Origin of the sequence: Nostoc sp. ATCC 53789, from assembly GCF_009873495.1 — a bacterium.
GTDB classification, from domain to species: Bacteria; Cyanobacteriota; Cyanobacteriia; order Cyanobacteriales; family Nostocaceae; genus Nostoc; species Nostoc muscorum_A.
The window spans coordinates 7,117,633-7,144,015 of the sequence record NZ_CP046703.1; the positions used below are offsets into that span (position 1 = coordinate 7,117,633).

Consider the following 26,383-nt stretch of genomic DNA (forward strand, 5'->3'; position numbering starts at 1 on the left):
AAAACGGCTAATAATAAGGTTATAACTTGATTTAAAATGGTGAGAAAATAATTAAAAGGAAAATATTTTACGTATATAGTTTATTTTTAATTACTACTAATAAAAATAACTTAAGTAGGTAAACGGATAGAGAACAATAATATAAATAAATGTAAATTTATCAGTGCCTTGAAAATTACAAGTATCATCAATAGATTTGTTACATGGATGGAATTTATTATCACTTATAATCCATAATTTATTTACATTACGTTACCACTAGCTTGATAATTAACGACTCTCTTAGCCCTTTGAGAAGTATGGAATTAAGCCAATCATCCAAGGGAGATATTCTCATAGTTGATGACACTCTAGATAATCTTCGCCTTTTATCAGCAATGCTTACCGAGCAAGGATACGAAGTGAGGAGTGTTACCAATGGTTCTATGGCGTTAATTGGTATACAAGCTCAACCTCCAGATTTGATTCTGCTCGATATTACCATGCCCGGAATGAACGGCTATGAAGTATGTCAGCGACTCAAATCTAATCCGCAAACACAAGAGATTCCTGTCATTTTTATTAGTGCGTTGAATGAGGTATTTGATAAAGTGAAAGCCTTTTCGGTTGGAGGCGTTGATTTTATTAACAAACCTTTTCAGATTGAAGAGGTGGTTGCTCGAATGGAGCATCAACTCAACCTTTGCCGCTTACAAATGCAACTCCAGGAGCAAAATCGTCGCTTACAGGAGACAGAAGCAGAACTAAGGCGATCGCTAGAACATCAAAAAGCGCTGAATCAACGCATCGAGGAAATGGTGGCGCTAGAAGAACGCAATCGCATTGCGCGTGACATCCACGACTCTCTAGGACATTCCCTCGTAGCGCTAAATGTGCAAATGGAAACAGCATTAACCCTTTGGGAAACCGATCCTAATCGGGCGCGATCGTTTTTATTAGCAGCGAAAAAATTGGGTTCTGAAGCCTTGCAAGAGGTACGGGAATCAGTTTCGGCAATTCGCTCCGATCCACTCCACGGACAATTGCTCGAAAATGCGATCGCTAACCTTGCAGAGGAATTCTATCACCTCACCGATGTCTTACCATACTGCAAAATTGATTTGTCACAACCGCTTTCCGATTCAGTAAATCATGTTGTGTATCGCATTATCCAGGAAGGGCTAACCAATATTTATAAACACGCCAATGCCACAGCTGTTCAAATTAGAATTCAAACAACGGCGGCGGGGCTATCGTTGATACTCCAAGATAATGGCAAAGGCTTTGAATGCGATCAATCCGTTGCCGGATACGGACTCCAGGGAATGCGAGAACGAATAGCTACAGTAAATGCCCAGCTAGAAATTGTCAGTAAAACGGGCGCTGGTTGTCGAATTGTTGCTAACTTTGCCAGAGATGAGGGAGGAGGAGGCTGACAGGTGTAGGTTTTTTATTTATGCATGAGTGGGCACTCTTAAACAGAGTTCTAAACGTGGTTCAAATAACGAAATTTCGTTCTTGGGTGGGAAATCAGAAATTAAAATTTGAGTTCTCAACCAACGGAAAAACCCTATTTCAGCCACATTTGTTAAATACCTACACCTGTCAGCCTACCCCTCCCCCGTCTGCCTCTTCTCCCTGCCTCTTCATTGAGCAGATTTTTCTTCAGCTTTTCTTTATTCACCCAATGTTGCATTTTTTTAAACATCTGTTACATTACTTTACAGACAGTTACAACTGCTACAACACTTGAACTTTGGAGTTTTACTCATGACAGGTTTTAAGAATCCTGCGCCTATTGTTTCAGAAGATCCTAATGCTGTGCGTTTTGGCTTCACTCCTCAAAGTGAAAATTGGAACGGTCGTCTTGCAATGATTGGTTTTTTATCTGCGATTTTGATTGAAGCTTTTTCTGGTCAAGGGTTACTCCATTTCTGGGGCATCCTCTAAATTGATCGTAGTAGGGGTACACGGCTGTCATTAGTGTTTACTGAAACCAAAACCCTTTTAAAACCTCATTTCCAGGTTTAACCTGGATGGGCTGCAACTGCTTACTGGCTTTGACTTGAAGTTGACATCAATGCACAGTTGCGACCCCCTACTAACCATCTATATTCCACACACATCATTCGTTGCTAATGTACGGCGGCTGTTGAGATTGGTGCAAAATACCAGATTTTTCCGGTTAAGCCAAAATATAAGTGAATAACTACTTTACATTGAATATGTATAGCTAAAACTCATGGAAATACCCCAACGCGTATCTGTCCGCTACAAAGACGCGTCTTTCAATAGCAACGAGATCCGCTTAAGAACCTTCCGGCTTGGGTTACAAATATGGGAAGAACAAACCAAACCGAGAAAAACAGAGCTTTATCAGTTTATATCGTCTTGCTTGAAACAAGTTGATCGGCAAGATCGTTTTATGTTTTCTCTACTGTTCATAGAATTAACAGACATGATACGTAATTCTTCGCTGGAAAGGGGAACGAAAGAGGTTTTGATTAAAACAGCTTTTAGGGAGTTTGCTTGTGCGATAACAGACTTTGAAGACGTTGGCAAATAAAGTTAATCATGGGGGTGCTGGTATTCTGTAGATGTAGCCCACCCCGGCATCACTCTAACTAATCGAGTAGGGTATTTATAAGTAAGCAGCTTTCCAATCAGATTAGTTTTTTTGCTAAATGCGCGGATGGGTAGGTGTTGGGGAAGGGGTAACTATAAAAATGGCTGAACTGTGCTATATGTAAGAACTTGGGAGCGATGCCTGCGGCGGGCTACGCCTACGCATTTCAAACCATCCGCGCACCTTATGGAGACTAGTTTTCAGCCATTTGCCTCTAGCAAAATCACAATTCATCGTGTTATCATTTCAGCATTCGCGCAACCGAACCTTGAAAACTAAATAGGGCAAAGCTTTCAGAAGCCAGCGATTGCAATTATCTTAAATCCCTATTAGGGATTGAAACAAGCATTATGGTTGCTGGTTTGTAGCGATTTAATATTGCAATTATCTTAAATCCCTATTAGGGATTGAAACAAAGCATTATCAACAATTTCACCATCAATTGTCACATTGCAATTATCTTAAATCCCTATTAGGGATTGAAACCTAGCAGATTCATCAGATGGCAGACTGTAAACTAATTGCAATTATCTTAAATCCCTATTAGGGATTGTGAAAATGAAAACACAGATGAACACTGATAATTTATCTGTATCCATCTGTGATTATCTGGTGTCAATACCTGGGAATTTTAAACCATTAAACTTGTTGTATTTCTGGACGACCATCTTCAACCACAAATGAAGCCCGCTTACTAAGCGTGCCAAATGGGGTTGTGACATTTGACATAACCAAATAGTCTGTCTGCCAGTTTGTGGGAGTCAGGGAACAACGAACATAGCCCCGTTGATTATTGAAAAACTTAATGTGTGGGTTATCGGGTAAGTAAGCTTCAACTGCGGGGGTGCTGTCTGAGCCATCACCACCAGAGCTAATTGAAGAACAGACGAATTCACTGCCAACTGTGGCGGATTGTGGATTATCAAAGTTAGCTTTGAGATTCATCGCCCAGTGGGAATGTACATCGCCTGCTAAGGATACTGGATTAGAGGGCTGGCGCTGTCCGAGGAAAGCCATGAGGCGATCGCGCGAAGCCACATAACCATCCCATTTATCCATGCTGTAAGTTCCGCCTTCTCCTGGTTTCATGTCTCGTTGAGCAATGGGAACCTGCTGCGCCAAAACATTCCACTTGGACTGTGAGCTATTTAAACCATCGAATAACCACTGCTCCTGTGCCTTACCGGTAATGGTTGCATTCGGATCTAAATTCTCTGGGCAACGTTCTTTAGTACCATCACCACAGGGCTGATCGGTGCGATATTGGCGGGTATCTAAGACATGGAAGGTGGCTAAATTACCAAAGGAAAGCCGACGGTAAAGTTGCATATCAGGGCCAACGGGACGCGATAAGGGGCGCAGTGGCATGTGTTCGTAGTAAGCCTGATAAGCAACAGCCCGCCGTTGAAGGAAGATTGCCCGATCCTGATCTGGTTCAGTATCAATTTCAGAAATATTGTTGGCGTAGTTGTTTTCTACTTCGTGGTCATCCCAGGTAACAATCCAAGGAAATGCTGCATGGGCTGCTTGCAGATTGCTATCAGTTTTATAAAGGGCGTGACGGTTGCGGTAATCTTCTAAGGTGAGAATTTCTGTACTGTTGTGTTGTCTGGGACTAGTAGTTGAGATTCCCCCTTCATAGATGTAATCACCAACATGCACTACTAAATCGAGGTCGTCCTGTGCTAGATATTTGTAGGCGGTATAGAATCCCTGCTGATAGTTTTGGCAGGAGACTAGACCAAAGTTAAATTTACTCAAATAGCTATTTGCTAAAGGTGCTGTCCGAGTGCGGCCAATAGGGCTAGCATCTTGACCAACCAGAAATCGATACCAATACCAAGTATCAGATTGGAGTCCTTCTACCACAACTCGCACTGAGTGAGCTAGTTGTGGGGTTGCAAGTACCGTACCTCTAGAGACAATGCGCCTCATATCAGGATCAGTTGCTACTTCCCAGCGAATTGGCACATTCACAGGTGGCATTCCACCTCCCTCTAAGGGTTCAGGAGCCAGACGAGTCCAAATCACTACGCTGGTAGGATAAGGTTCGCCCGACGCTACACCCAAGGTAAAAGGATAATTAGAAAATCTGCTTTTAGCGATCGCTGTTTGATGAGAAAATTGGTTAGCGATCGCTAAACCAGACAATGCTCCTGCCCCGATAATTAAGTTGCGTCGTTTCATTCGACTATGCAAGAACTGCTCAAAATTCCGGTAATCTACCATTCTCTACTCCTGAGTAACAGGTAAGTTAAAGCACAGCAACAGCTAACACAAAGAAGGCAGGGTAATCGTAGGCAAACTTAGTAATTAATTCCCTTACTAAAATCAGGTTTTAATTCCCATTTTTCCCATTATTATCAATGTGTTAGATGTTATGTCGCTACAGAAAAGCCTACTAATAAGAGATTAATTTTTGGCAAAGAAAGCATTAATATCAACTTAATGAAGGTTAGATTTTAACCTTTTTCATCAATGTTACTTTTCTCTTCATCATCAAGCCAAAGCTACAAGCAAAGAGAGCGCCAAATAAAGGTGTAGGTTCAGGTACTTGTGTATAGGAAACTTTACCTGATATGGGTTCAGCATCTGGAGAAGTTCTAGAGAAAATTGTAAAATCTTCACCAATGATTTCGTAACTGATAGAACTAGCAGGATTAGATTTATCGTTGAACAGATAATCTAATGCAAAAGATGTTTGTCCTGTTAAAGATGTGGTTTGAAATGCAACAGGAAAGTCTGGGTAATTCGTATCATCTTGTTCTGTGTAAATGGTAGAATCACCATCAAATTGAAAAGAGAGTGACTTAATAGTAGCTTCGGGAGTATAGTCATTACTCAGAGTTGAGTCGTCAAAGCTAAAAAAGCCATTTCCCTTAGTTATAGGACTATCAACAGTGAAAGCGTAATTAATAATTGCAGCAGATACAGATTTTGCATCTACAACAGCAAAACCTAAAGTTAGGCTAGCAGCAGCAATGGCTAATTTTGGAACTATTTTCATTTCCATTTTCCTCACAATAAACTGATATTACTGATTAGAACAGTCATAGAAATCAATGATTCTTCCCTTTTTAAGAAAGAGAAATAAGTCTCCAAATAATTGGATGCACCTTATATTAAAATTGCGAGTTTAAGCAGACTTTAATTAGAGGTAAAATAAGATAGAATTTAAGTTTGCAATATATATGGCTTCTCCTACTCTGCGGGAAGCCCTTTGCGTCTATATCATATAGTTTTGTGTAAGGGACTTCCAAATAAAAAAATATCCCAAAACTGACGCAAAAATACTCTCTATTTCTTCCTCTGTGTTCTCTGCGTCTCTGTGGTTCGTTTTGGATAACTGATTTGTTGGAAGTCCCTAAGTCCTATAAAGATTATTGAATTCAGCAAAAACCTTTTCAAATAAAAATCTTCGTTCGTATTCAGGACTAAAATCCTAGCTTTGGGGACTGAAGTCCCCACTACAAACTACTTATTATGAGTCATAACCCACAACTAAAATCAAACACGAAATGAAGACAGTCACTATAGAATACTACTCAATTATTCTTCTAACATTTTGAAGAATCGAGTAAAGTAATCTGGAAAAGTTTTTGCTGTACAACCAGGATCTTTAATTACAATTCCTGGAACCTTCAAGCCAGTGACAGCAAAAGCCATCGCCATTCGATGATCGTGATAGGTTTCAATCTCCGCCGGGGTAATGGGGCCAGGCTCAATTTTTAGTCTATCTGGAAATTCTTCAACCTGAACACCTAGCCGACGCAACTCTGTGACAACAGCTTTAATTCGGTCAGTTTCCTTATAGCGAATATGTTCCACATTACGAATGGTAATCGGTGAACTGGCAAAAGGCGCGATCGCAGCTAATGTTTGCACCAAATCCGAGATATCATTCATATCAATATCTATGCCTTGCAATTGCTTCGGCCCCGTCACTTCGGTGTAATCATCCGAATCTTTAACTTCGCAACCCATCTGTTCTAAAACATCTAGCCACAGAATATCACCCTGACACGATTGTTTCGTCAAATGTTTGACGCGCACCCTTCCCCCCGTAACGGCGGCGGCTGCGAAAAAGTAAGAAGCATTTGACGCATCGGGTTCTACTGTATAATGTTGAGCTTGGTAACGTTGACCCGCTTTGATCTGAAATTGATTATCGCCGATTTGATTCACCTCCACGCCAAAATCTGCCATCAGACGACAGGTCATTTTGACGTAAGATTGAGAAACTAACGTCCCCTCAACCTCAATGGTCGTATCCTGTTGAGCATAAGGCGCAATCATCAGCAATGCCGAAAGTTGCTGACTTGTTTGGTTAGCTTTTAACCGAAAATTTCCGCCAGCGAATCCTTGGCTATACACGGTGTAGGGCATAAACCCGGAGTTCCCCTCAAAGTTAACGGTTGCTCCACCCGTTTGCAGCACCGTGAGCATATCACCCATCGGTCGTTCTCGCATTCTGGGAACGCCATCTAGACGATATTCACCGTTACCCAGTGCTACCAACGCCGAGATAAACCGTGCTGCTGTACCTGCCAAACCCACAAATAAATCTGCCTGTTTAGCTGGGATGTCACCTCCTCTTCCTGCAACCTGAATCTGAGCCAAATTAGGATTTAACGTAATGGGAATGCCTAATTGTTCTACGCATTTGACAAAATACTCACTGTCTTCACTAAATAAGGCATTTTCTAAAATGGAGTCACCTTGTGCCAAAGCAGCCACAAGCAACGCCCGATTGGTAAGACTTTTAGAACCGGGAATTTCTACCGTGGCATCCACTGGCCGATTTAGAGCAGGAATTGCAATGGTATCCACGTTAAACCTCTACGTAGGCGGTTAGCTACAACTTTATATATTCCCATATTGTGACCAAAAGGGGGAGGGGGCGGGAAGAGGTAGGGGAGCAGAGGGAGCAGGGGAAGCAGGGGAAGAATACTAACTTCTGACTCCTAACTCAGCACTAAAAAAGGAGCAAAGAGATGGAATTTCCCTTACCTTTTAACCTTTTCCCGACATCTTGCAAAAGTTCCTTTTGTAAGATGTCTATTAATTATTGACCCATGACCAATTTCCAATGGTTCGTAGTTGAGTGAAAAATTTGATCTTGCTTTTGGGAATACTTAATTTATTCACTTGAATAATTTAGAATTCAGGCATTATCAATATGAAACGGATTAAACCATTCCTATATTTTCTAACCTTTTCCTTACCTTTGGGTTTGCTTTCTGCTTTAACAGCACAGGTACACGCTCAGTCGTACCATCCCAACAAAACTTGGCAAATTAGTCAGGCATTTAAGCCACCACAGCGAGGCAAACCTCCTGCAAGTGCTGGTGGTTCTACCCGTGGCGGCTCTTGCCTAATAGGGAAAAAATTAATAACTCCCTTAATGCCTCCAGATAAATTAGGACTGACATTTGCTCAACATCCAACATTTTTCTGGTATGTACCTCCATTTAAAGTTAAAACAGCTAAGTTTGTGCTGCTAGCTGAAGACCAAGACGTATTTTATGAAACATCTTTTACGCTTCCTGATAAACCTGGAATTATTAGCTTCAAACTTCCTGAGAGTTCCCCCGGACTTGCTGTAGGTAAAACTTATCACTGGTATCTAACAATTGTTTGTAATGCTCAAGACTCCAGCGACAATCCGACTGTAGAAGGTTGGGTGGAACGCACTCAACCAGGCTCATCGTTGTCGGAGGCGTTAGTAAAGGCAAATGTGTACAAGTTACCCACCATCTATGCAGAAGCTGGGATTTGGCATGAAGCGCTGACTAGTTTGGTGCAGCTACGCCGAACTGAGCCGAATAATTTTAAAGCGAGGCTGGATTGGAGACAATTTTTCAAGTCTGTAGGTTTGAGTGCGATCGCTTCAGAACCATTGATCGATTGTTGCACATCTAAGAAAGAAGGGCATGGGGCTAAAGTAGAATTTCCAACTCCCAACTCCCCACTCTCAACTCCCCACTCCCTATTCCCCACTCAGCACTAAATCTTATGTGGGCAAAGCTGAAATCGCAAATCTGGCAATGGCGTGGTGTTTTACTTGCTGTTCCCAATATTACAGCCCTGGTGATTGCACTACGTTTGACTGGATTACTGCAATTGTTGGAATTGGCAGCACTAGATCAATTTTTTCTCCTTCGTCCACAAGAATCGCCTGATACCCGCATCGTCATAGTTGAAATTAATGAGGCAGATATCCGTAAGCAGGGCCAGTGGCCTATGTCTGATGGAAAACTTGCCAGTTTGTTAGAGAAAATCAAACAGCAACAACCCAGAGCGATTGGTTTAGATATTTATCGTGATTTACCCGTCAATCCTGGTCATGAAGCTTTACTTAAGGTCTTTAAATCTACTCCAAATTTGATTGGAGTCCAAAAAGTCTCTGATACTGTTGATAGTTCGGCAGTTGATTCGTCTCCAGAACTAAAGCGACTCGATCAAATTGGGTCAAATGATTTACCCATAGATGGGGATGGCAAAATTCGGCGATCGCTATTATACGTAAATTTAAATAATGATCAGATTCTGGAAAGCTTTGGGTTAAAGCTGGCATTGTTGTACTTGAAACCTGAAGGCATTACCGCCAAGCCATCAGCAACTAACTCTAATTATTTGCAGTTAAATCGTGGCGTTTTCCCGATTTTTGAAGCTAATGATGGGGGTTATGTCCGAGCAGATGCGGGAAGTTACCAAGTTCTGTTGAACTACCGAGGACGGATACAGCAGTTTACTAAAGTTTCTCTGGGCGAAGTACAAGATAAACCCATTCCACCAGACTTAATGCGGGACAAGGTGGTGTTAATTGGAGCTACTGCTGAGAGTTTGAAGGATCTATTCTATACGCCCTACAGCAGTAATGTCTTGACTGATCCAGAACGAATGGCGGGTATAACAATTCATGCTAATTTGATTAGTCAAATTTTAAGTGCGGCAATGGATGGTCGTCCATTGATTAAGTGTTTACCTGAGCCACTAGAATGGCTATCAATTTTAATTTGGTCAATTATTGGTGCTAGCTTGTGTTGGCTACAACGCCACAGTAGCAACCAGAAAACCCTTATGGCTGTTAGTGTTCTGCTAGCAGGTGGCGGTTTAATTGGTGGTAGTTTTCTTGCGTTTTTGGCTGGTTGGTGGATTCCTGTTGTCCCTTCATTGCTGGCATTCGCTGGTTCTGCGATCGCACTTACTCAGTATATTGCTCAAAGCGCTACCGAGATGCGAAAAACTCTCGGCCGCTATCTAACTGATGAAATCGTCTCCAATATCCTAGAAACTCCTTCTGGGTTAAAGCTAGGGGGAGAGCGGAGAAAAGTTACGGTTCTTGTGTCTGATTTAAGAGGATTTTCAGCTATTTCCGAACAATTACCACCTGAAGAAGTAGTAAAGATTTTGAATCTTTATTTGGGAACAATGACAGATGTGATTAATCAGTATAAAGGCACGATTAATGAGTTTATGGGTGATGGCATTTTTGTGATATTTGGTGCGCCAATTAGCCGCATAGATGATTCTCAAAGAGCGATTGCTTGTGCTATTGCTATGCAATTGGCAATGCAGCAAGTAAACGAACAAAATCGGCAAATGAATTTCCCAATCCTCGAAATGGGAATTGGAATGAATACAGGGGAAGCTGTAGCAGGAAATGTAGGTTCTCAAAAACGCGCTCAATACACAGTTATTGGCAGTCATGTTAATTTGGCTGCTCGAATTGAATCTTATACAGTGGGAGGACAGATTTTAATTTCTGAAAATACCTGTAAAGATGCCAATATTGACCTCCAAATTGCTGGACAACTACAAATAGAACCCAAAGGGATGAGACACCCTGTGACAATTTGTGAAATTCGTGGCATTGGCGGTAAATATAATTTATTCTTGCCTGATGATGATGAAGAAATAATCGTTCTCAATCAAGAAGTACCTGTAAAATACACCATTTTGCAGGGAAAATATGCAGTGGGCAAAGTATTTCTGGGAGCATTGATTAGCCTCTCGGAAAAAGGGGCACAATTGCGATCGTTAGATTCTTTAGAAATATTGAGTAATCTCAAACTCAAGCTATTGATTGAAGCAGAAATGGCTACAGAAGAAGAACATATCTATGCCAAGGTGATCCAACAGTCTAATGTTGACAAGCATCTTTTTCTGCTTCGGTTTACAGCCGTTCCCCCAAAAGCGATGGCAATGCTCAATGCACTGCGTCAGCCTGAGTCAGGTTAGGGCATCAATATTTAAATGGTAACGAAGGGAGGTGTATATAAATCAGGTTAACTGAAAAAGTAGGTAGTTCAGATTTTTTTAAAACAGTAGCAATTGTTGCTGATGCAACCAAGCGATCGCGGTAAGATTTTGGACTTAAGCCCGATCCAACTCCAATAACTCCTTAATAATTTGTAATTTTTAATTTATGCTATAGAGCAACTAAGTTGAGTTATGGAGATAAAAATATGATTTTTTCTAAAACTGAAATTCAATTACATCCAAAGGACAAATGACGAACATAAACAACTTTCAAAGACTTGTAGAACTTGCAAACGAATATGGGATTATTTGCCAGCCAACACCAGAAGAATGCTTAATTGCATCCTTGCCTGGAGATGAAGATTTTTTATTAGCTTTTACTTGGTCTGGTGCAGTTGAAGGAGAGCCGCCAGAGCATGAATTAATAGCAATTAGTGTACAAGATATAGTTAAAGAAGTTACTGTTGCAGCTTGGCAGATTCCTATTTATTTATTCGGAAACGTTTTAAGACAGGCTCAAATGCTGGTTGCTGCTCACAAAGATTTTTTTAGCTAGCAGATAAGCCTCAATACTTTTCGGTTTTTGGGGGAAAAGGTTTGAATTTACCTTTACCCAGATCAAAAGAGAGATTGTTGGGTTTATCCCAAAAGTATTGAGATAAGCCCTATAGATTAAGGCATTTAAACTGGCATTTGCCCTTCGAAACCAAAAAGTTTTGAAGGGCAAATTTTCGGGTTTTTAGGTAGGGGAAATTCATGAATTGCCCCTACCAGATAAACTTGTTAAATTTACTAGAATTGCTGTAGTTAAGAAAAGCCCTTTCAATATATAGATATAAGAGGTTGTTTGAAAAGTAGTTGGCTGTGATTTTAGGCACTTATTGATCCCCCCTAACCCCCCTTAAAAAAGGGGGAAATGGAATCAAAGTCCCCCTTTTTAAGGGAGATTTAGGGGGATCTAAAAGGATTTGATACATCACTAAGAACTTTTCAAACATCCTCTAAAGTTTTTCGTTGATTAACAGAAGACGGAGATCGGAAAAAGCAGATGCTTCACTGGCTAACTATTTACCGCAGATTATATCCAGATGAACTTCCCCAGTGCTGATATCTTAGTGATATTCCTGATAGACTTTACTTGCACTGTAAGATTTAATCGGATAACCTGAGCGATCGCAATTGTTTTCTAAGAAAATCAATGAACAAATTCCTACTGAGTTTGCTTTCTTCTCCTGTGCTAATTAGCTCCATTCTCTCTATGGGAGTAATGCTGAATCAAGCACAAGCTATAGAACCACAATCAGAAACCCAAACCACAGACCGTTTATCTTGTATCCGCAATAAACATAAAGTGGGTTTAGTATGTGCCAGGGCTTCTGTATTGGCTCAAATTCCTAACTACCAGCGTGAAATAGAGTTTTCTAAAGAAGACGCTCCTATGTTGGAGTTCAATGACGAAGAAAGCAATGTGGCAATCGACTTATTTGGCTGCGATTGTCCTGCTTGTATAAATTCTTTACGTCAGATGCGCGGCGCAACACCTTTGGTATATTAAGATTCTACAAATTTATCTTTGTTTTAAGCAACATCCACAAGCTTTAGTGAGGGCATAACATTGTTGAACCCTCACTAAAGCTTTTGATATTCCAATAATTACGCTGATTTTTCCACACGCAAACCAAAGTAGGTCAAAACAAGCTCAGTTGAGCCACTATTGACAACTTCATGTACCTCTCCCACTTCTATCGCTACGCAATTCCCTGGAAGCAGAGGGTATTCTGTACCATCAATATGAATTACTCCTGAACCAGCTTCCACAAAGAATACTTCGCACATATCTTGATGCGCGTGTGCTGGTGCGGTTTGTCCGGGAGCAAAACGCGCTTGAGAAAAGTTAGTTAGGTGAGGCAAATCGCCGAAGCGTAACATCACCTTTTTCTTAATTTCGGGATTGTGAGAGACAGATTCTTCTGGTAAGTCTTTCAGAGAATTGGTAATCATTCGGGTCTTAAATCGTTAGATAATTCCACAATACCCCTAGACCCATCAATCCTTACCCGTTGACCATCTTGCAAAAGCCATGTAGCACCCCGAACATCCATCACAGCAGGAATACCGTATTCACGAGCCACGATCGCACCGTGAGAAAGCCGTCCACCAACTTCGGCAATTAATCCCCCAGCCCTTAATAACAAAGGGGCCCAGCCGGAATCTGTGTAAGGTACTACCAGAATCGTATCTCGATCAATCTCCGGCACGTCTTGTAAATTTCGCAACACCTTCACCCTGCCTTCAGCTTGCCCGTGACTGGCTCCAATCCCTTGTAAAATTTGGTCAGAGTAGAGTGCAGAAGGAGCTAAGGGGTGGGGAGGTGTATTGCCGTAAACTAAAAGTGGAATTTGAATGAACTCGCTATCTTGAACGAATTGCGATCGCCTCGATTCCACTAACTTATCTAACTCTTCAATCAGCCTAGAATCGTCACCCTCGACTAAACGCCGCACTTCATCAAAGTTGAGAAAAAAGATATCTCCTGTTTTCTGGAGTAAGCCGGATTTTAACCAAATCTTCTCTAAAGCGACAAAACTCCAACGCAATTCAGCTAACAATCGTGAATAAACTTCGGTAACTCGCCCTTTAATATCTACACGCCGTTGGACAAAAGAACGTTTGCGTTTACCAGCAAAGATGCTATTGATCGCGTCTTTAGCGCCTGCTTGTGGTTCGTTCCCCTGCATTAACTGCACAAACATCTGCTTAATCATTTGGGGATTTTCCCGCCAAGTGGGAACGGAGATATCAGTTCCCACTTCACTTAAATAGCCGTAATCCTGAAGCAATTCGTCAAATTCTTGCAGGATTTTCTCTCCTTCTGGGGTTTGCTTTAACTGCTCAAATACCTGCTGTGGTTCAAACTCAAGCAATACTTGCTTGGCATCTGTGGCTATTGCACTGAGCGATCGCAATGCCGCCACTTCTGGAGTCACGCTATTATCAATTTGGCCATCCTTCACCCGAAAAATCGCCTGTCGGAGGGCAGCACTTAAGGGGGCTAAAATGCTGTAATATGTCCCGTGGCGCAGCAACTCCAGAATAAAGTCAATTCTGATTAACAGCTTGGCTGGTTCCAAATTATCTACATTTTCTTGCGCCAACTGCGACAACCCAGGAATAAACCGTTGGTGATAATCCTGCTTGAAGTCTTTTTCTAAATTTAATTCCCGCTTCAGCAACCTCCCTAATCCTGGCAAATTCTCCCAGGTTGACTGCAAGGAAGGTTTACTTAATTTTGCTCCTCTGGTTAAAAATTCCAGACTTTCCGGCGGTAATCCCATCCGCAGAAAGATATTTCCTAAGAGGGATGCGTTAAAATAAGCTCTGGAATAGTGCAGAGTTGCTGTTTCATTAAAATCTAAACCCAAAGCGCGATCGCCCAAAACTAGAGTAAAAAAGTCTCCCCAAACTCCACAAGTTAAGGGACGATTAATTGACCATGTTAAGGGGTGAATTACTCCAGGAATCACTTCAGCAGCGATTTTGCGTGTCCATATTGGTAGTAAAGTGGTGATCGGTCGAGATTGCAACACCCAAAGCGTTTGACCGTCGTAACTCCATTCAATATCTTGAGGAGTGCCATGATAACGTTTTTCGAGTCGGTAAGCTAAATATGCAACTTGCTTAATTAATGCTTGGGGAACTCGTCCTTCACCCTCTAATTGCACAGAGGAAGATTTTTCTGTTTCAACGACAAAAGCGCGATATTGTTCCGGTGTGACTTTTCCCGAAACGATTTGCGTTGGACTCCCTGGAAGGGCTTCAATGATGATTGCATCACCTTGTTGAGTAATGGGATCGCGGCTGAAAGCAACGCCAGAATATACACTTTGGACTTGTTGTTGAATCAAAACAGCCATTGCTGTATCACTTGAGCCGCGATCGCGCCGATACTGCACAGCAGATGGATGATTGTAAGAAGCTTGAACTTGAGCGATCGCTTGCTGTAATGCCTCTGGGCTAGTAACATTTAAAACTGTTTCATATTGTCCAGCCGCAGAAGCCTGTTCTGAGTCTTCGCCAATAGCGGAAGAACGCACCACCAAGGGGGATAATTCTGATGGCTGGAGAAATTCTGTCAACACTTTTGGATCGTCGATTGGCGCTAGTACCCATCCCTTCGGCACTGGATAGCCCCAACGCTTAATTTGGGATAATGTAGCCGCCTTTTCTCCGACAATAGCAGCATCTAACTCTTCATCTAAAGAAACCATCGCGCGATCGCCCCGTAAAAATTCCAACATCGCTTGCGATTCTGTTTGTGCCTCTTGAACTGGTAGGTTCATATCATCTGGAATTTTTGCATAAATCCAGGCCATTAAACCAGCTAAAGCCACAGCAGCAAGCATTCTGGGGATATCGCTTAGATGCAAAATTGCTACAAACAGTGGAAAGAGAAGCAAAACCCCAAATTTGACTGCCTGTTTTGATTGCAGAACTGTAAAGCTAATACCTGCAAAGAAAGAGACAAACATTGCCACCAGGGGATCGTGTACGACAAATCCCCAGACGACATTTGTTGTACCTGCTCCTCTGCCTATCCAGTATCTACCAATTACCAGAGCGATCAGGGCAATCAATTCCCAAAACGATCCCTCTGGGAAGAAAAGACGGGTGAGGAAAACTGCCGCAATTCCTTTAAAAGCTTCTGACAAGACTGCCAGAATTCCGACAAACTTACCACCGTGATAAAAGGCAGCTGATACACTAATGTTTCGTGTACCAACTTGTGATAATTGCTTACCCGTAAGCGAGTAAGCTATCCATGCAATCAGGGGTAATCCGCCCAAGAGGGGGCAGATAATTAAAATAACTAAAACACCCCAAGGTTCAAACATTCTGGATTTTGGATTTTAGATTTAAATTTTCCATCTAAAACCTCAAATCTAAAATCTAAAGTTTTTCTGAAATTTTTGATGGTAATTAGGGCGCTTTTATTTATTAGTCATGGAATGGACACTTGGCTACGACGGAAACCGTTTTTGCCAGTGCCCTTCTAGACTACTAATGGTTTTAGTTTAGCGCATAGGCAGCTTGCAGCGCCCAGATGATGAGAGCAGCGATCGATCCCAGAAGCAACACGGTAGAGATAGTGACTACTTTTGGGGAATCTGCACCCTCAAACTTCATAATTCCTCGATTTAAGTCGGACATAGCTTTGTAATCCTCTCTTGTTGGAGCATGAAACATTTGTCCGTTTTGATTGTAGTCCCTCTATTTACGGATGATGTTAAATTCCTAATATTATTTTGTTTAAGCCTCGCAATTTTTCCAACCCCACAATTACTTATTTCTTGAGAGGTATCAGTCTTATTTATGAATAGTGGGGAGTAGGCAAGAACAGGAGACAAGGGGACAAGGGGGAATGGCACGCTTGAAAAGCTGAAACCTCCTTGCTGGAAGGGTGTGGGAGGTGTGGGAGGTGTGGGAGGCAATGCAGCATTTGTTGATATGCAGTTATTCAATTTCTCCTCTTTCTCCCCACACTTCCCCCACTTCCCACACTCCCCACACTCCCCACACTCAAAAAGCAAGTTATATCAGGGCTTTGCGATTAACAAGCGTGCCATTCGGGACAAGGGGTGAGAACTTGAAACAAGTCTTTCCCCTTGTCCCCAATTCTCCTTGTCCCCAAGTCCTCTTCCCCATTCCCCATTTCCCATTCCCAATCTCAGTCAATATGTACTAAAATCAATGACTTGAGTCACAAAGAGAGCAATCATGGCATCCATCCGCGAGTTGCACCAACAACTAGTTAAAAAAGAACGTTCTGCCGTTGAAATTACCCAAGAAGCTTTAGAGCGCATTGAAGCGTTAGAGCCGAAATTACATAGCTTTTTATGTGTTACCGCAGAACGGGCATTAGAGCAGGCAGGTGCTGTGGATGCCAAAATTGCTGCCGGGGAAGAAATCGGGATACTAGCAGGCATTCCTGTTGGGATTAAGGACAATTTATGTACTAAGGGAATTCCTACCACTTGCGCCTCCCGAATTCTAGAGAATTTTGTGCCGCCTTATGAATCAACGGCGACGCAAAAACTGGCAGATGCTGGGGCGGTAATGGTAGGCAAAACCAACTTAGATGAGTTTGCAATGGGTAGTTCCACAGAAAACTCTGCCTACCAAGTCACGGCTAATCCTTGGGATTTGTCACGAGTTCCAGGTGGTTCTTCGGGGGGTTCGGCGGCGGCGGTGTCATCCCAAGAGTGTGTAGTTGCTCTCGGTTCTGATACTGGTGGTTCAATTCGTCAACCTGCATCTTTCTGCGGTGTGGTGGGGATGAAACCAACTTATGGTTTGGTTTCTCGTTATGGTTTAGTGGCTTACGCTTCGTCTTTGGATCAAATTGGGCCATTTGCAAACACAGTAGAAGATGCGGCAATATTATTAAGTGCGATCGCAGGTCACGATCCCAAAGACTCTACCAGCCTCAAAGTTGCCATTCCCAACTACGCCGCCAGCTTCAAACCAGACTTCAAACCCAGAGGTCAGCTAAGAATTGGGATCGTTAAAGAAACTTTTGGTGAAGGTTTAGATTCTGTAGTGGAACAAGCTGTTACCAAAGCAGTAGATGTATTACAAAGTTTGGGAGCAGAGATTCATATAATTTCCTGTCCCCGCTTTCGCTATGGCTTACCCACCTACTACATTATCGCCCCGTCTGAAGCGTCAGCAAACTTGGCTCGTTACGATGGCGTTAAATATGGCTACCGCGCTCCTGATGCCGATAATCTACTATCAATGTATACTCGTACCCGTGCCACTGGTTTTGGTACAGAAGTCAAACGCCGGATTATGATCGGCACTTATGCCCTTTCTGCTGGCTATTACGATGCTTATTACCTGAAAGCGCAAAAAGTCCGCACCTTAATTAAGGAAGACTTTGAAAAGGCTTTTGGCTTGGTTGATGTGTTAGTTTGTCCCACATCTCCCACTACAGCATTTAAAGCAGGGGAAAAAACTACTGACCCCTTGAGTATGTATTTAACTGACTTGATGACTATTCCTGTGAATCTTGCTGGTTTACCTAGTTTAAGTTTGCCATGTGGTTTTGATGACCAGGGTTTACCAATAGGATTGCAGCTAATTGGCAATGTACTGCGAGAAGACCAATTGTTTCAGGTAGCTTACGCTTATGAACAAGCTACTACTTGGCATCTGCGTAAACCACAAATATCTTGAATTTGTCATTTGTCATTTGTCATTGGTGATTAATTCTTATCCTTCACTCGCCACTTCCTCTAAGTAAGTTAGCAGAAATAAACCAATTATGTTACGAAACGTAAACAGGCTTAAAGTCTTTACTAATGACCAATGACAAAGGACAAATGACAGCCTTGCCAGCTAGCTTTAATTGCGCCAACGTACTTACTTTTCTGTCAATTTGTTAGTATTGCTGACTATTGACTGTTGATTATTGACTTCTGGAGTCAGAGATTCAGATGTAATTTGTGGTGGATTAAGTATATGTAAAAGACCAGCAGATGCAGCTACTAATAACAGAATGTAGGTAACGACAAGAGGTATGTATGTATTTGGTTTGTTGTCAGAATTATTATGATCGTTCTTGGGGTCTTGGCGGACTACAGGATTGCTTATAAGAGTATGTGATAAAGCATTTCCATCCAGTCCTAAAGCATCTCCATAGCGACGGATGAAGCCTTGAAGAAAAATAGGCTCAGGTAATTCTTCAAATCGTTCTTCTTCTAAAGCGTGCAAAACACCTGCTCTAATCAGTGTTTGAGCGGCAATTTCTTCTATGCGTATGGCTTTTTCTTGCCTTACTTGTCGTAAATGTGTGGTTATTTCCTTTAGCTGCTCTACTTGAGCTTGGTTTAAGAGTGTCACTGTCTTCTCCTCTATGGGCTAATTCTACTATTCATATAGTGAGAAGACTTAAAATGGCATACGTATTTTTACTAGATATTTGATTTTCGTGAATTTTTTAAGAAGAGTTGAAATCTAGACTTAAAAATGCTATGGCTGCCGAGACTGATATATTTTATGTTATAAAATATACTTTTTGCTAAATAAAATAGGGCATAAAAGTTAATAAGCTGCAATTTATAATACAAGTATTTTCTAACTACTACTCTGGGCTGGGATAATTGCCGCGATCGCTCCAAGAGAAGGAGCAGGGAGAAAATTCCCCTCCTCTGCACCCTTCCCCCTGCCTTCAATACCCACATTCCCTTTCACATACGTTCCTAGCCTTAGAATGGGCTTGCCGTCGGGCGAACAATCACTTCATTGATATCAACATCATCCGGTTGGGATACAGCATATAATACGGCTCTAGCGATCGCATCTGGGGTCAGTGCGATTTTCCGAAGTTCTTTCAAGAAGCCTGTTGCTGATTCGTCTGTGATATCAGAGCCGAGTTCAGTCTCAACCACACCAGGGGATATTATTGTCACGCGAATATTTTTCGATTCTTGACGTAATCCATCGGATATGGCCCAAACAGCAAATTTTGTCGCGGAATAGACCGCGCTGGTAGGCCCTACCATGTGTGCAGCGATGGAGGCGGTATTGATAAACTGTCCACCTCCTTGCGCTTCCATGATTGGTAAACCAGCAGCAATACCATTCAATACGCCGTGGATATTCACATTAATCATGTTGTCCCACTCCTCGACTTTCAAGGCATTCATCGGCGATAGGGGCATTACGCCTGCATTGTTGAAGATGACATCGACACGACCAAACTTATCTTTGGCGAAGTGAATGAACGCTTTCATATCCTCACGATTCGCAACATCCACCGCTTTGAATTCCGCTATGTAACCCTGGTTACGGATCTCCTCGACAATCTTTTCTAGCTTTTGGGTGCGCCGTGCCCCTAGAACGACTTTTGCACCGTTTTTAGCGAGTAACTTAGCGGTGGCTTCACCAATGCCGCTACTGGCTCCAGTGATCGCAATGACTTTATTTTCTACGTTTAACATGGTTATTTTTCCCTCTGTTGAGGTTAATTTAAATTTTGGATGTGTTCATCGTATGAGTAAGTGCAAAGGTTTGGAATACACAGACCTCGCGCTTTATTGCCTAATTCTCCAAATTGATGTTCTACAATGCCTACAAGAGGATGATTAAATTAATCGAAGAATATTGTGACGATCAAAATCATCAACCAAGTCATAAACCAAAGTGCGATCGCTCATCAATGTCAAGAATTGGCAGCACTAGTCACTCGTCACACCGATGGCAAAGGGGACGGTTTTCATAAAACAGCTATTGAGCAGCTGGAATTTCAGCGAGAATCTTCTGCTTCTACCTCACTACAAGGTGTCTGCGAACCTATCCTTGCCATCCTTGTTCAGGGCAAAAAAGAAGCGTTGCTGGGTGAAGAAACCTATCGTTATAGCGCAGCTCAATATCTGGTAGTCTCGGTTGATTTGCCATTGAGTGCGTTTATCGTTGAGGCAACCCCAGAGCAACCCTATTTAGGATTCAAGCTGAATCTAGATCCACGTCAACTCTGCGATATTATTACTGCTCAAACCAGTGTGATTGAGGAGAAGAAGAACTCTGTCAGAGGCTTATTTGTCAGCACCATCGATGCACCGTTGCTCGATTGCGCTATGAGACTGACACGGCTTTTGGATACGCCCCAGGATATCCCGATCCTTGCACCGATGATTATCCGGGAAATCTATTATCGCCTTTTAATAGGTGAACAGGGCGAAGCTGTTCGCCAAATTGCGACATCTGGCAGCAATATGCAGCGCATCGCCGAGGTGATAAAACTCATCAAGGCTGATTTTACAAAGCCGATGCGGGTTGAGGAGCTAGCTGGGCAGGCAAGTATGTCTTCTTCATCTTTCCATCACCATTTCAAAAAAGTGACATCGATGAGTCCGCTTCAATATCAAAAGCAATTAAGACTGTTGGAAGCACGTCGTCTGATGCTTGCCGAAAACTCCGATGCGGCGAATGCTGCCTATCAGGTGGGTTATGAAAGCCCCTCACAGTTCAGCCGCGAATATTCCCGGATGTTCGGTGCGCCACCGATAAGGGATATTGAACGTTTACGCACAGCCTAAGAGACGCGATAAATCGCCGTCTCTACAAGTGTTTTGGTCTTATCTGAACTGTATTGATAGCAACGCTATGAGCCAATACGGTTCAGTTAAGGCTAAAACTCTTTGTCAAAGTCAATTTTTTTAACGAACCACAGAGGCGCAGAGGGCACTGAGAGAAGAAAGAAATGCTTAACTGAACTGTATTGCGCTATGAGCGAGTCTTCTCCCTTTGGGAGCTTTACGTTGGCATAATTGCTTACTTCAAAAATCTTCATCAAAATTCTATTCCGATATATCGCGATATATTCCGATATATCGTATATTAGAGAAAGTTGATTTGAGATTGATTTATGTTTAGACACTTTCGTTCACGCTTTGGTACACCTGCATGGGCAGGAGTTAACGAAGACGATTTCTTGCTTGTCAGGTCTTGGTTTGGGCATGGTAGACATCATGGTAGAGATCATGACAAACACTTTGGTAATGAAATGTTTGGTCGTGGTTGGGGAGATGAACATCGGACTCGTCGGGGTGACATCAAGTTCATCCTGCTGGAATTGTTATCCGAGCATCCTAGTCATGGTTACGACCTGATTAAAGAGATGGAAACTCGTTATGGTGGTTTCCGTCGCCTTAGTCCTGGCTCAGTGTATCCCACACTCCAATTGCTGGAAGAAGGGGGTTATCTCAAGAGCGCGCAGGAAGGTGGCAAACGCATTTACACGATTACCGATGAAGGTAGAAAATTATTGGCAGAACGTGCCCAACAAGAAACTTCAGATACTCCTTGGGATACCGTCAAAAGTTTCGTGACAGGTAAGCCCCAAGAGTTTATTGAGTTGCGGAATGCTGCAACAGAATTAGCTGCTGTTGTGGTGCAGGTTGCTCGTAGTGGCAATGTGGAGCGAATAAACCGGGTGCGTGAGCTTTTAGAGCAAGTTAAACGAGAAATTTACGCGATTTTGGCGGAAAAATAAGTAAAGACGCAAAAATTTGCATCTCTACTCTCAATATTCTCAGATTTTGCGTTTACAGGTTAGAAGCGATCGCACTTAAATCTGGCTCAATGAGTGAGTTGAGCAATGTCCACAACTGCAAATCAGTAAAATCTGGAATTGCCATAAATGCACCGACTTCTTGTAAAGCTTGCGGATCATGGGTAGAAGCGATGCCAATAGTGCGGATATCTGCGCCCACCGCCGCCCGAATACCAGAGGGAGAGTCTTCTAATGCGATCGCTTCCTCTGCTGTAATTGCCAATTTATTCAGGGCGACTTGGTAGGGTGCAGGGTCAGGTTTACCTGCTACACAATCATCCGCTAAAACAACTGTATGGAAAGCTTCTTTTATTCCTAATACTTCTAGCATAAATTCTGCATTTAACCTAGGTGCATTAGTTACTAATGCCCGCTTTAATTGATGTGTCTTTGTCCATGCTAGTAGTTCAGAAAATCCATCCAATGGTTTAAGATTCGAGGCGAGTTTGCGGAAAAACGCCTCTTTTTCGTCTGCAAATTTCTGCCCTTCTGCTGTTGATAATTGTGGCAAAATATCCTTAACAATTTCTGGATTTAGTCGCCCACTAATTCGGGATTTATAAAATGTTTCGTCAATTTCTATGCCATAATTTAACAGCATTTCCTGCCAAGCTCGGTAGTGTATAGGGTCAGTATTGACAATAGTGCCGTCTAAGTCAAAGAGAATTGCAGCTAGCATGATTTTTTGGTAAAATGTAAATAATTGTTAACTTAATTTAAATAGTTTACATTGTTTTTTTGCCTTTATACAGCGCAAAAAGCGATAAATTAATCTGCTAAATCCTAAAATCTATACTGGATAAGCCATGTCAAGGTAGACAGGTAGAGCTTCTCAAGAAACTACCGTATAATTGATAACCTTCTGTGTAAGCAAATGCTAGCCGCTACAAACTCTTTTCGCGTTGATGATTTACTGGTGCAGATTTATAACTCTGAAGTCGAAATGGCCGAAGATGTTGCCGAAATCGCCCAAAAGCATTTACAGCAAGTTCTCAAACAACAGGATACAGCTGCTGTATTGTTAGCAACAGGTAACTCCCAACTCAAATTTCTCGATGCTTTGATTGCATTGGGTGGTGTAGATTGGTCGCGGATTATTCTGTTCCATCTAGATGAATATTTGGGAATTACTGCTGACCATTCTGCGAGTTTCCGGCGCTATATGCGAGAACGTGTAGAGAAGCGGGTTGTTCCTAAAGTATTTCACTATATAGAAGGTGATACACTGCAACCAGTAAACGAGTGCGATCGCTACACCAAACTTCTGCAAGCACAACCAATAGACTTATGCTGTCTTGGGATTGGCGAAAATGGACATTTGGCTTTTAACGATCCAGCAGTAACAAATTTTCAAGATCCTTATAGTGTGAAACTAGTAAAACTGGATACAGTGAACCGTCAGCAACAAGTAAGTACAGGTCACTTTCCAAATCTAGAAACTGTCCCACAATATGCTTTTACTGTCACCATCTCGGCGATTTGTTCAGCTAAAAAAATTATCTGTCTTGCTCCAGAAAAACGTAAAGCGAATGTGGTAAAAGAAATGTTGCAAGGAGCTATAACTACAGATTGTCCGGCTTCTATTCTCCGTCAACAATCCCAAGCTACGTTATTTTTGGATGTCAATTCTGCTAGTTTGCTTTCTTGAACTTCTCTCAATTCTCGGAGGATATTATTGAGAAATAATCCTTTACATATAGCAGTCCTAAATCATTCGTGAAAAAATTACATCTCTCTTTCTTCTTTCCTCCCTTTGCGTCCTTGGCGGTTCGTTTCCTAATCTACATTTTTCACAACTCAAATAGGATTGCTATAGTCAGAAAATCTCTTTAGTTTTGCGAGTGAAGGGATACATGACCCGAAGGTAAGATATAATCCTACCAAACATGTACTGTTAGCAGTATTGAATGCTGCTATCAACAGAAAGTGCATCCCCCTCCTAGCACCAATCCCAAAAAACCCCAAGACCTTTTCTTAGTATGCGGACTCCAAAGTTTAGGACAACATTGTGTTGCAGTCCTAAAAGAATACGATGTTAAAGTCAATGCCATTGACGATGTACAACTCGAACATTGGGAAGTCCCAGAAGTACCAAGCTTACTAGAAAAATTAATTATCGGAGACTGCCGCCAACCAAGTGTTTTAGAGCAGGCGGGTATAAAGCAATGTCGCTCAATACTTTTAGTCACAAGAAATGAGCGGATAAATATAGAAGCAGCGTTTGCAGCACGGCGACTTAATCCCCACGTTCGCCTGATTGTACGTTCTGACAAACAAAATTTCAACAAACTTTTGTCCGAAAACCTAGGCAATTTTGTTGCCTTTGAGCCTACCCATCTCTCTGCTCATGCCTTTGCTTTAGCATCTCTCGGTTCTGAAGCGATTGGTTACTTTACCATAGAAGGACAACTATTGCAAGTAATCAAGCACCAAGTACAAGCGAAGGATAGCTGGTGCAATGGCAAGCCAGTACATAGACTCAATCTCACAACTCGCCGCATTTTGAGTCACACAACCGTTTCATCCGATCCCCTCAAAGAATTGTTTGGATGGAACCCAGAAGCAGAAGTGCAGGTAGGAGACACACTCGTTTACATTGATGTTGCATACGAACTGGCTTTTTCTAAGCAATATACAAATAAATCTCATCGCCAAAGTTGGCAGTGGCAAGAGTTTCTTCAAAGTATCACAGCGAAGAATCTTAAGCAAAAAATATTACAATTTTGGCAATCTTACTACCAAAGCCAAAATCAAATTCGGCGAATTGCAACAATTTATGGGATTACCGTACTTATCCTATGGTTCGTTGGAATAATTCTTTACCGCTTGTATTATCCTGACATCACCCTGCAAGAAGCTTTCTATGCAACAGCAGTGTTGCTCTTGGGAGGATATGGAGATTTATTTGGCGGTGTTGAGTTTAGATCGCAATCTGAACCTTCAGATCATATCCCTTGGTGGTTGCGGTTTTTTAGTCTGGGACTCACATTGACAGGTCAAGCTTTCGTGGGAGTATTATATGCACTGGTAACTGATGCTCTTGTCACTTCCAGATTCCAGTTTTTCAAGTCTCGTCCTCCCATACCACAACGCAACCATGTAGTGATTATTGGCTTAAATCGCTTGGGACAGAAAGTTGCTGCTCTTTTGCAAGAACTCAATCAGCCGTTAGTAGGAATTCATACTACCACTCTCGACCCAGGCACTTTACCAGATATGCCCCTGATTATTGGCAATGCTACCGAAGCACTAGTTAAGGTGAATCTCTCCCGTGCTAAAAGCATCGTTTTAGTAGGGGACGATAATATGGAAAATCTGGAAATTGGTTTGATGGCTCATACAATAAACCCTGCCACAAGCTTGATTATCCGCTCTCAAGATCGCCATTTTAGTGATAATATCGCCCCTCTGTTTCCCTATGCCCAAGTTTTATGTGGCGCGGCTTTATCTGCGGAAGTCTTTGCTTGTGCTGCCTTTGGGGAAAATGTTTTGAGCTTGTTTCACTTGAGCGAGCAAATAGTTATGGTGACGGAATACAAGATTGAAGAAGGTGATACCCTCAATGGGTTGCTTCTATCTGAAATAGCATCTGGCTATAGTGTTGTGCCGATTCTCTACCATAAATATCGACGAGACAATTATTCCTTGATGCCCTGGTATGATGTTAAGCTCTATGCTGGGGATCGCTTGATTGTTTTAGCCACAAGCAGTAGTTTGCAGCGAATCGAATGGGGTGAAATGCTGCCTCGCCTTTGGCAGGTGGAGATCGAGAAAGCTCTGACTACAAATGCTCTTATCTATGGTGCTGAAGAAATAGTTTTGATTACAGGATGTAGTTTGGCTACTGCTAGGCAATGGATGAATAATTTGCCTGGAGTATTGCCAATACCACTTTATAAACATCAAGCTCAACGTCTAGTGCGATCGCTAACAAAAATACAAGTTTTGGCAAATGTAATCTTCATTGGGCAAGGCAGTAGTTCGACTTGAGTAAACTGGGATGTAATAAAAAGGGCGCAATATCAATATATTGTGCCCCTACTGACCTAACCTGAACTTGACAAAAATAACGGCTGTACGCTTCCTACAGTGTGGTGAATATTATCTAGAACGAGTACCCGTTACTTCATTAGGATCGCTATAAGCCCGGACTTTATCACGATTACGAGCCAGACCTGCTAAACCGGCTAGACCAAGTAAACCTAGCCAACCCCAATCGAAACCGCGATCGCTAGTTCTTTCGGAAGTTGTAACACCTGCATTCCTGTTAGTACCTGTAGTGTCAGTACCTGAGCTAGTACCTGTTGTACCAGTTCCTGTGGTATCAGAACCTGAGCCAGTACCCGTAGTTCCAGTACCTGTGGTATCAGTACCTGTAGTTCCAGTACCTAAACCAG

General features: G+C 42.2%; 21 protein-coding genes, 2 pseudogenes and 1 CRISPR repeat array. Of the genes and pseudogenes, 12 read left to right on the forward strand and 11 right to left on the reverse strand.

Translation table 11 applies throughout. The annotated features are described in order from the left end of the window. Nucleotides 1-299 precede the first annotated feature (299 nt). From GJB62_RS29405 to GJB62_RS29415, 3 genes are all read left to right on the forward strand, one after another. Nucleotides 300-1,415: a response regulator gene (locus GJB62_RS29405; RefSeq protein ID WP_114080698.1), complete on the forward strand. Its 1,116-nt coding sequence runs from the start codon at nucleotides 300-302 to the stop codon at nucleotides 1,413-1,415. Nucleotides 1,416-1,749: 334 nt separating this feature from the next. Then, nucleotides 1,750-1,929 (forward strand): chlorophyll a/b-binding protein, encoded by a 180-nt coding sequence (locus GJB62_RS29410; RefSeq protein WP_012407782.1) that lies wholly within the window; start codon nucleotides 1,750-1,752, stop codon nucleotides 1,927-1,929. A gap of 292 nt (nucleotides 1,930-2,221) precedes the next feature. After that, nucleotides 2,222-2,545: a hypothetical protein gene (locus GJB62_RS29415; protein WP_114080697.1), complete on the forward strand. Its 324-nt coding sequence runs from the start codon at nucleotides 2,222-2,224 to the stop codon at nucleotides 2,543-2,545. A gap of 366 nt (nucleotides 2,546-2,911) precedes the next feature. Next, a CRISPR array of direct repeats spans nucleotides 2,912-3,162; the repeat unit is 37 nt; unit sequence ATTGCAATTATCTTAAATCCCTATTAGGGATTGAAAC. Nucleotides 3,163-3,244: 82 nt separating this feature from the next. Here GJB62_RS29415 and GJB62_RS29420 read toward each other — a convergent pair. From GJB62_RS29420 to aroA, 3 genes are all read right to left on the reverse strand, one after another. Next, nucleotides 3,245-4,834, reverse strand: a complete 1,590-nt coding sequence (locus GJB62_RS29420; protein ID WP_114080696.1) for an alkaline phosphatase — start codon at nucleotides 4,832-4,834, stop codon at nucleotides 3,245-3,247. A 226-nt stretch (nucleotides 4,835-5,060) separates the two neighbouring features. Next, complete coding sequence (locus GJB62_RS29425; RefSeq protein ID WP_114080695.1) at nucleotides 5,061-5,612, reverse strand: PEP-CTERM sorting domain-containing protein; 552 nt, start codon at nucleotides 5,610-5,612, stop codon at nucleotides 5,061-5,063. A 542-nt stretch (nucleotides 5,613-6,154) separates the two neighbouring features. Beyond that, entirely contained in the window at nucleotides 6,155-7,435 is a 1,281-nt protein-coding gene (gene aroA, locus GJB62_RS29430; protein ID WP_114080694.1) for a 3-phosphoshikimate 1-carboxyvinyltransferase, read from the reverse strand. A 349-nt stretch (nucleotides 7,436-7,784) separates the two neighbouring features. Here aroA and GJB62_RS29435 point away from each other — a divergent pair, with 349 nt between their 5' ends. The 4 genes from GJB62_RS29435 to GJB62_RS29450 all read left to right on the forward strand — a co-directional run bounded on the left by GJB62_RS29435 (nucleotide 7,785) and on the right by GJB62_RS29450 (nucleotide 12,425). Further along, nucleotides 7,785-8,615 (forward strand): DUF928 domain-containing protein, encoded by an 831-nt coding sequence (locus GJB62_RS29435; RefSeq protein WP_114080693.1) that lies wholly within the window; start codon nucleotides 7,785-7,787, stop codon nucleotides 8,613-8,615. A 5-nt stretch (nucleotides 8,616-8,620) separates the two neighbouring features. Beyond that, complete coding sequence (locus tag GJB62_RS29440) at nucleotides 8,621-10,849, forward strand: adenylate/guanylate cyclase domain-containing protein (protein WP_114080692.1); 2,229 nt, start codon at nucleotides 8,621-8,623, stop codon at nucleotides 10,847-10,849. Between the two features lie 271 nt (nucleotides 10,850-11,120). Further along, the gene (locus tag GJB62_RS29445) at nucleotides 11,121-11,426 is read left to right on the forward strand and encodes a hypothetical protein (RefSeq protein ID WP_114080691.1); all 306 of its coding nucleotides are present in this window, start codon (nucleotides 11,121-11,123) and stop codon (nucleotides 11,424-11,426) included. 642 nt (nucleotides 11,427-12,068) lie between these two features. Then, nucleotides 12,069-12,425, forward strand: a complete 357-nt coding sequence (locus GJB62_RS29450; RefSeq protein ID WP_114080690.1) for a hypothetical protein — start codon at nucleotides 12,069-12,071, stop codon at nucleotides 12,423-12,425. A gap of 98 nt (nucleotides 12,426-12,523) precedes the next feature. On the opposite strand, the gene GJB62_RS29455 is transcribed toward GJB62_RS29450, so the two are convergent. The 3 genes from GJB62_RS29455 to GJB62_RS29465 form a co-directional block, all read right to left on the reverse strand. After that, a complete protein-coding gene (locus GJB62_RS29455) occupies nucleotides 12,524-12,871 on the reverse strand; it encodes a cupin domain-containing protein (protein ID WP_114080689.1) in 348 nt (115 codons plus the stop codon). Next, on the reverse strand, nucleotides 12,868-15,762 hold the full coding sequence (locus GJB62_RS29460; protein WP_114080688.1) for a glycerol-3-phosphate acyltransferase: 2,895 nt from the start codon (nucleotides 15,760-15,762) through the stop codon (nucleotides 12,868-12,870). The genes GJB62_RS29455 and GJB62_RS29460 overlap by 4 nt, the downstream gene beginning before the upstream one ends. 175 nt (nucleotides 15,763-15,937) lie before the next feature. Further along, complete coding sequence (locus tag GJB62_RS29465) at nucleotides 15,938-16,114, reverse strand: hypothetical protein (RefSeq protein ID WP_159402606.1); 177 nt, start codon at nucleotides 16,112-16,114, stop codon at nucleotides 15,938-15,940. A 531-nt stretch (nucleotides 16,115-16,645) separates the two neighbouring features. Here GJB62_RS29465 and gatA point away from each other — a divergent pair. Further along, nucleotides 16,646-18,106 (forward strand): Asp-tRNA(Asn)/Glu-tRNA(Gln) amidotransferase subunit GatA, encoded by a 1,461-nt coding sequence (gatA, locus tag GJB62_RS29470; protein ID WP_114080687.1) that lies wholly within the window; start codon nucleotides 16,646-16,648, stop codon nucleotides 18,104-18,106. 186 nt (nucleotides 18,107-18,292) lie between these two features. Here the strand turns inward: gatA and GJB62_RS29475 are convergent, their stop codons facing one another. Together GJB62_RS29475 and GJB62_RS29480 are read right to left on the reverse strand one after the other, a co-directional pair. Further along, nucleotides 18,293-18,772, reverse strand: a complete 480-nt coding sequence (locus tag GJB62_RS29475; protein WP_114080686.1) for a helix-turn-helix domain-containing protein — start codon at nucleotides 18,770-18,772, stop codon at nucleotides 18,293-18,295. Nucleotides 18,773-19,137: 365 nt separating this feature from the next. Next, nucleotides 19,138-19,872 carry an SDR family oxidoreductase gene (locus GJB62_RS29480; RefSeq protein WP_114080685.1) on the reverse strand — a complete coding sequence of 245 codons (735 nt, stop codon included), beginning with the start codon at nucleotides 19,870-19,872 and terminating at the stop codon, nucleotides 19,138-19,140. 162 nt (nucleotides 19,873-20,034) lie between these two features. On the opposite strand from GJB62_RS29480, the gene GJB62_RS29485 reads away from it, so the two are divergent. Together GJB62_RS29485 and GJB62_RS29490 are read left to right on the forward strand one after the other, a co-directional pair. Further along, nucleotides 20,035-20,970, forward strand: coding sequence for an AraC family transcriptional regulator (locus GJB62_RS29485; RefSeq protein ID WP_114080684.1), 936 nt, complete (start codon nucleotides 20,035-20,037; stop codon nucleotides 20,968-20,970). A 329-nt stretch (nucleotides 20,971-21,299) separates the two neighbouring features. Continuing rightward, a complete protein-coding gene (locus tag GJB62_RS29490) occupies nucleotides 21,300-21,926 on the forward strand; it encodes a PadR family transcriptional regulator (protein WP_114080682.1) in 627 nt (208 codons plus the stop codon). A 52-nt stretch (nucleotides 21,927-21,978) separates the two neighbouring features. Here the strand turns inward: GJB62_RS29490 and GJB62_RS29495 are convergent, their stop codons facing one another. Then, nucleotides 21,979-22,665, reverse strand: a complete 687-nt coding sequence (locus GJB62_RS29495; RefSeq protein WP_114080681.1) for an HAD-IA family hydrolase — start codon at nucleotides 22,663-22,665, stop codon at nucleotides 21,979-21,981. Nucleotides 22,666-22,860: 195 nt separating this feature from the next. On the opposite strand from GJB62_RS29495, the gene GJB62_RS29500 reads away from it, so the two are divergent. Next, complete coding sequence (locus GJB62_RS29500) at nucleotides 22,861-23,634, forward strand: glucosamine-6-phosphate deaminase (RefSeq protein ID WP_114080680.1); 774 nt, start codon at nucleotides 22,861-22,863, stop codon at nucleotides 23,632-23,634. 278 nt (nucleotides 23,635-23,912) lie between these two features. Further along, nucleotides 23,913-25,976, forward strand: a complete 2,064-nt coding sequence (locus tag GJB62_RS29505) for an NAD-binding protein (protein WP_114080679.1) — start codon at nucleotides 23,913-23,915, stop codon at nucleotides 25,974-25,976. Between the two features lie 111 nt (nucleotides 25,977-26,087). Here the strand turns inward: GJB62_RS29505 and GJB62_RS37665 are convergent. After that, nucleotides 26,088-26,216 (reverse strand): annotated as a pseudogene (locus GJB62_RS37665) (WGxxGxxG family protein); the annotation flags it as partial. After that, nucleotides 26,203-26,289, reverse strand: a pseudogene (locus tag GJB62_RS38240) (hypothetical protein); the annotation flags it as partial. The pseudogenes GJB62_RS38240 and GJB62_RS37665, both read right to left, overlap by 14 nt. Nucleotides 26,290-26,383 lie beyond the last annotated feature (94 nt).

Coding starts and splice junctions, on each gene's coding strand:
- GJB62_RS29405 (WP_114080698.1), top strand. CDS start 300: ATGGAATTAAGCCAATCATCCAAGGGAGATATTCTCATAGTTGATGAC.
- GJB62_RS29410 (WP_012407782.1), top strand. CDS start 1,750: ATGACAGGTTTTAAGAATCCTGCGCCTATTGTTTCAGAAGATCCTAAT.
- GJB62_RS29415 (WP_114080697.1), top strand. CDS start 2,222: ATGGAAATACCCCAACGCGTATCTGTCCGCTACAAAGACGCGTCTTTC.
- GJB62_RS29420 (WP_114080696.1), bottom strand. CDS start 4,834: ATGGTAGATTACCGGAATTTTGAGCAGTTCTTGCATAGTCGAATGAAA.
- GJB62_RS29425 (WP_114080695.1), bottom strand. CDS start 5,612: ATGAAAATAGTTCCAAAATTAGCCATTGCTGCTGCTAGCCTAACTTTA.
- GJB62_RS29435 (WP_114080693.1), top strand. CDS start 7,785: ATGAAACGGATTAAACCATTCCTATATTTTCTAACCTTTTCCTTACCT.
- GJB62_RS29440 (WP_114080692.1), top strand. CDS start 8,621: ATGTGGGCAAAGCTGAAATCGCAAATCTGGCAATGGCGTGGTGTTTTA.
- GJB62_RS29445 (WP_114080691.1), top strand. CDS start 11,121: ATGACGAACATAAACAACTTTCAAAGACTTGTAGAACTTGCAAACGAA.
- GJB62_RS29450 (WP_114080690.1), top strand. CDS start 12,069: ATGAACAAATTCCTACTGAGTTTGCTTTCTTCTCCTGTGCTAATTAGC.
- GJB62_RS29455 (WP_114080689.1), bottom strand. CDS start 12,871: ATGATTACCAATTCTCTGAAAGACTTACCAGAAGAATCTGTCTCTCAC.
- GJB62_RS29460 (WP_114080688.1), bottom strand. CDS start 15,762: ATGTTTGAACCTTGGGGTGTTTTAGTTATTTTAATTATCTGCCCCCTC.
- GJB62_RS29465 (WP_159402606.1), bottom strand. CDS start 16,114: ATGTTTCATGCTCCAACAAGAGAGGATTACAAAGCTATGTCCGACTTA.
- gatA (WP_114080687.1), top strand. CDS start 16,646: ATGGCATCCATCCGCGAGTTGCACCAACAACTAGTTAAAAAAGAACGT.
- GJB62_RS29480 (WP_114080685.1), bottom strand. CDS start 19,872: ATGTTAAACGTAGAAAATAAAGTCATTGCGATCACTGGAGCCAGTAGC.
- GJB62_RS29490 (WP_114080682.1), top strand. CDS start 21,300: ATGTTTAGACACTTTCGTTCACGCTTTGGTACACCTGCATGGGCAGGA.
- GJB62_RS29495 (WP_114080681.1), bottom strand. CDS start 22,665: ATGCTAGCTGCAATTCTCTTTGACTTAGACGGCACTATTGTCAATACT.
- GJB62_RS29500 (WP_114080680.1), top strand. CDS start 22,861: ATGCTAGCCGCTACAAACTCTTTTCGCGTTGATGATTTACTGGTGCAG.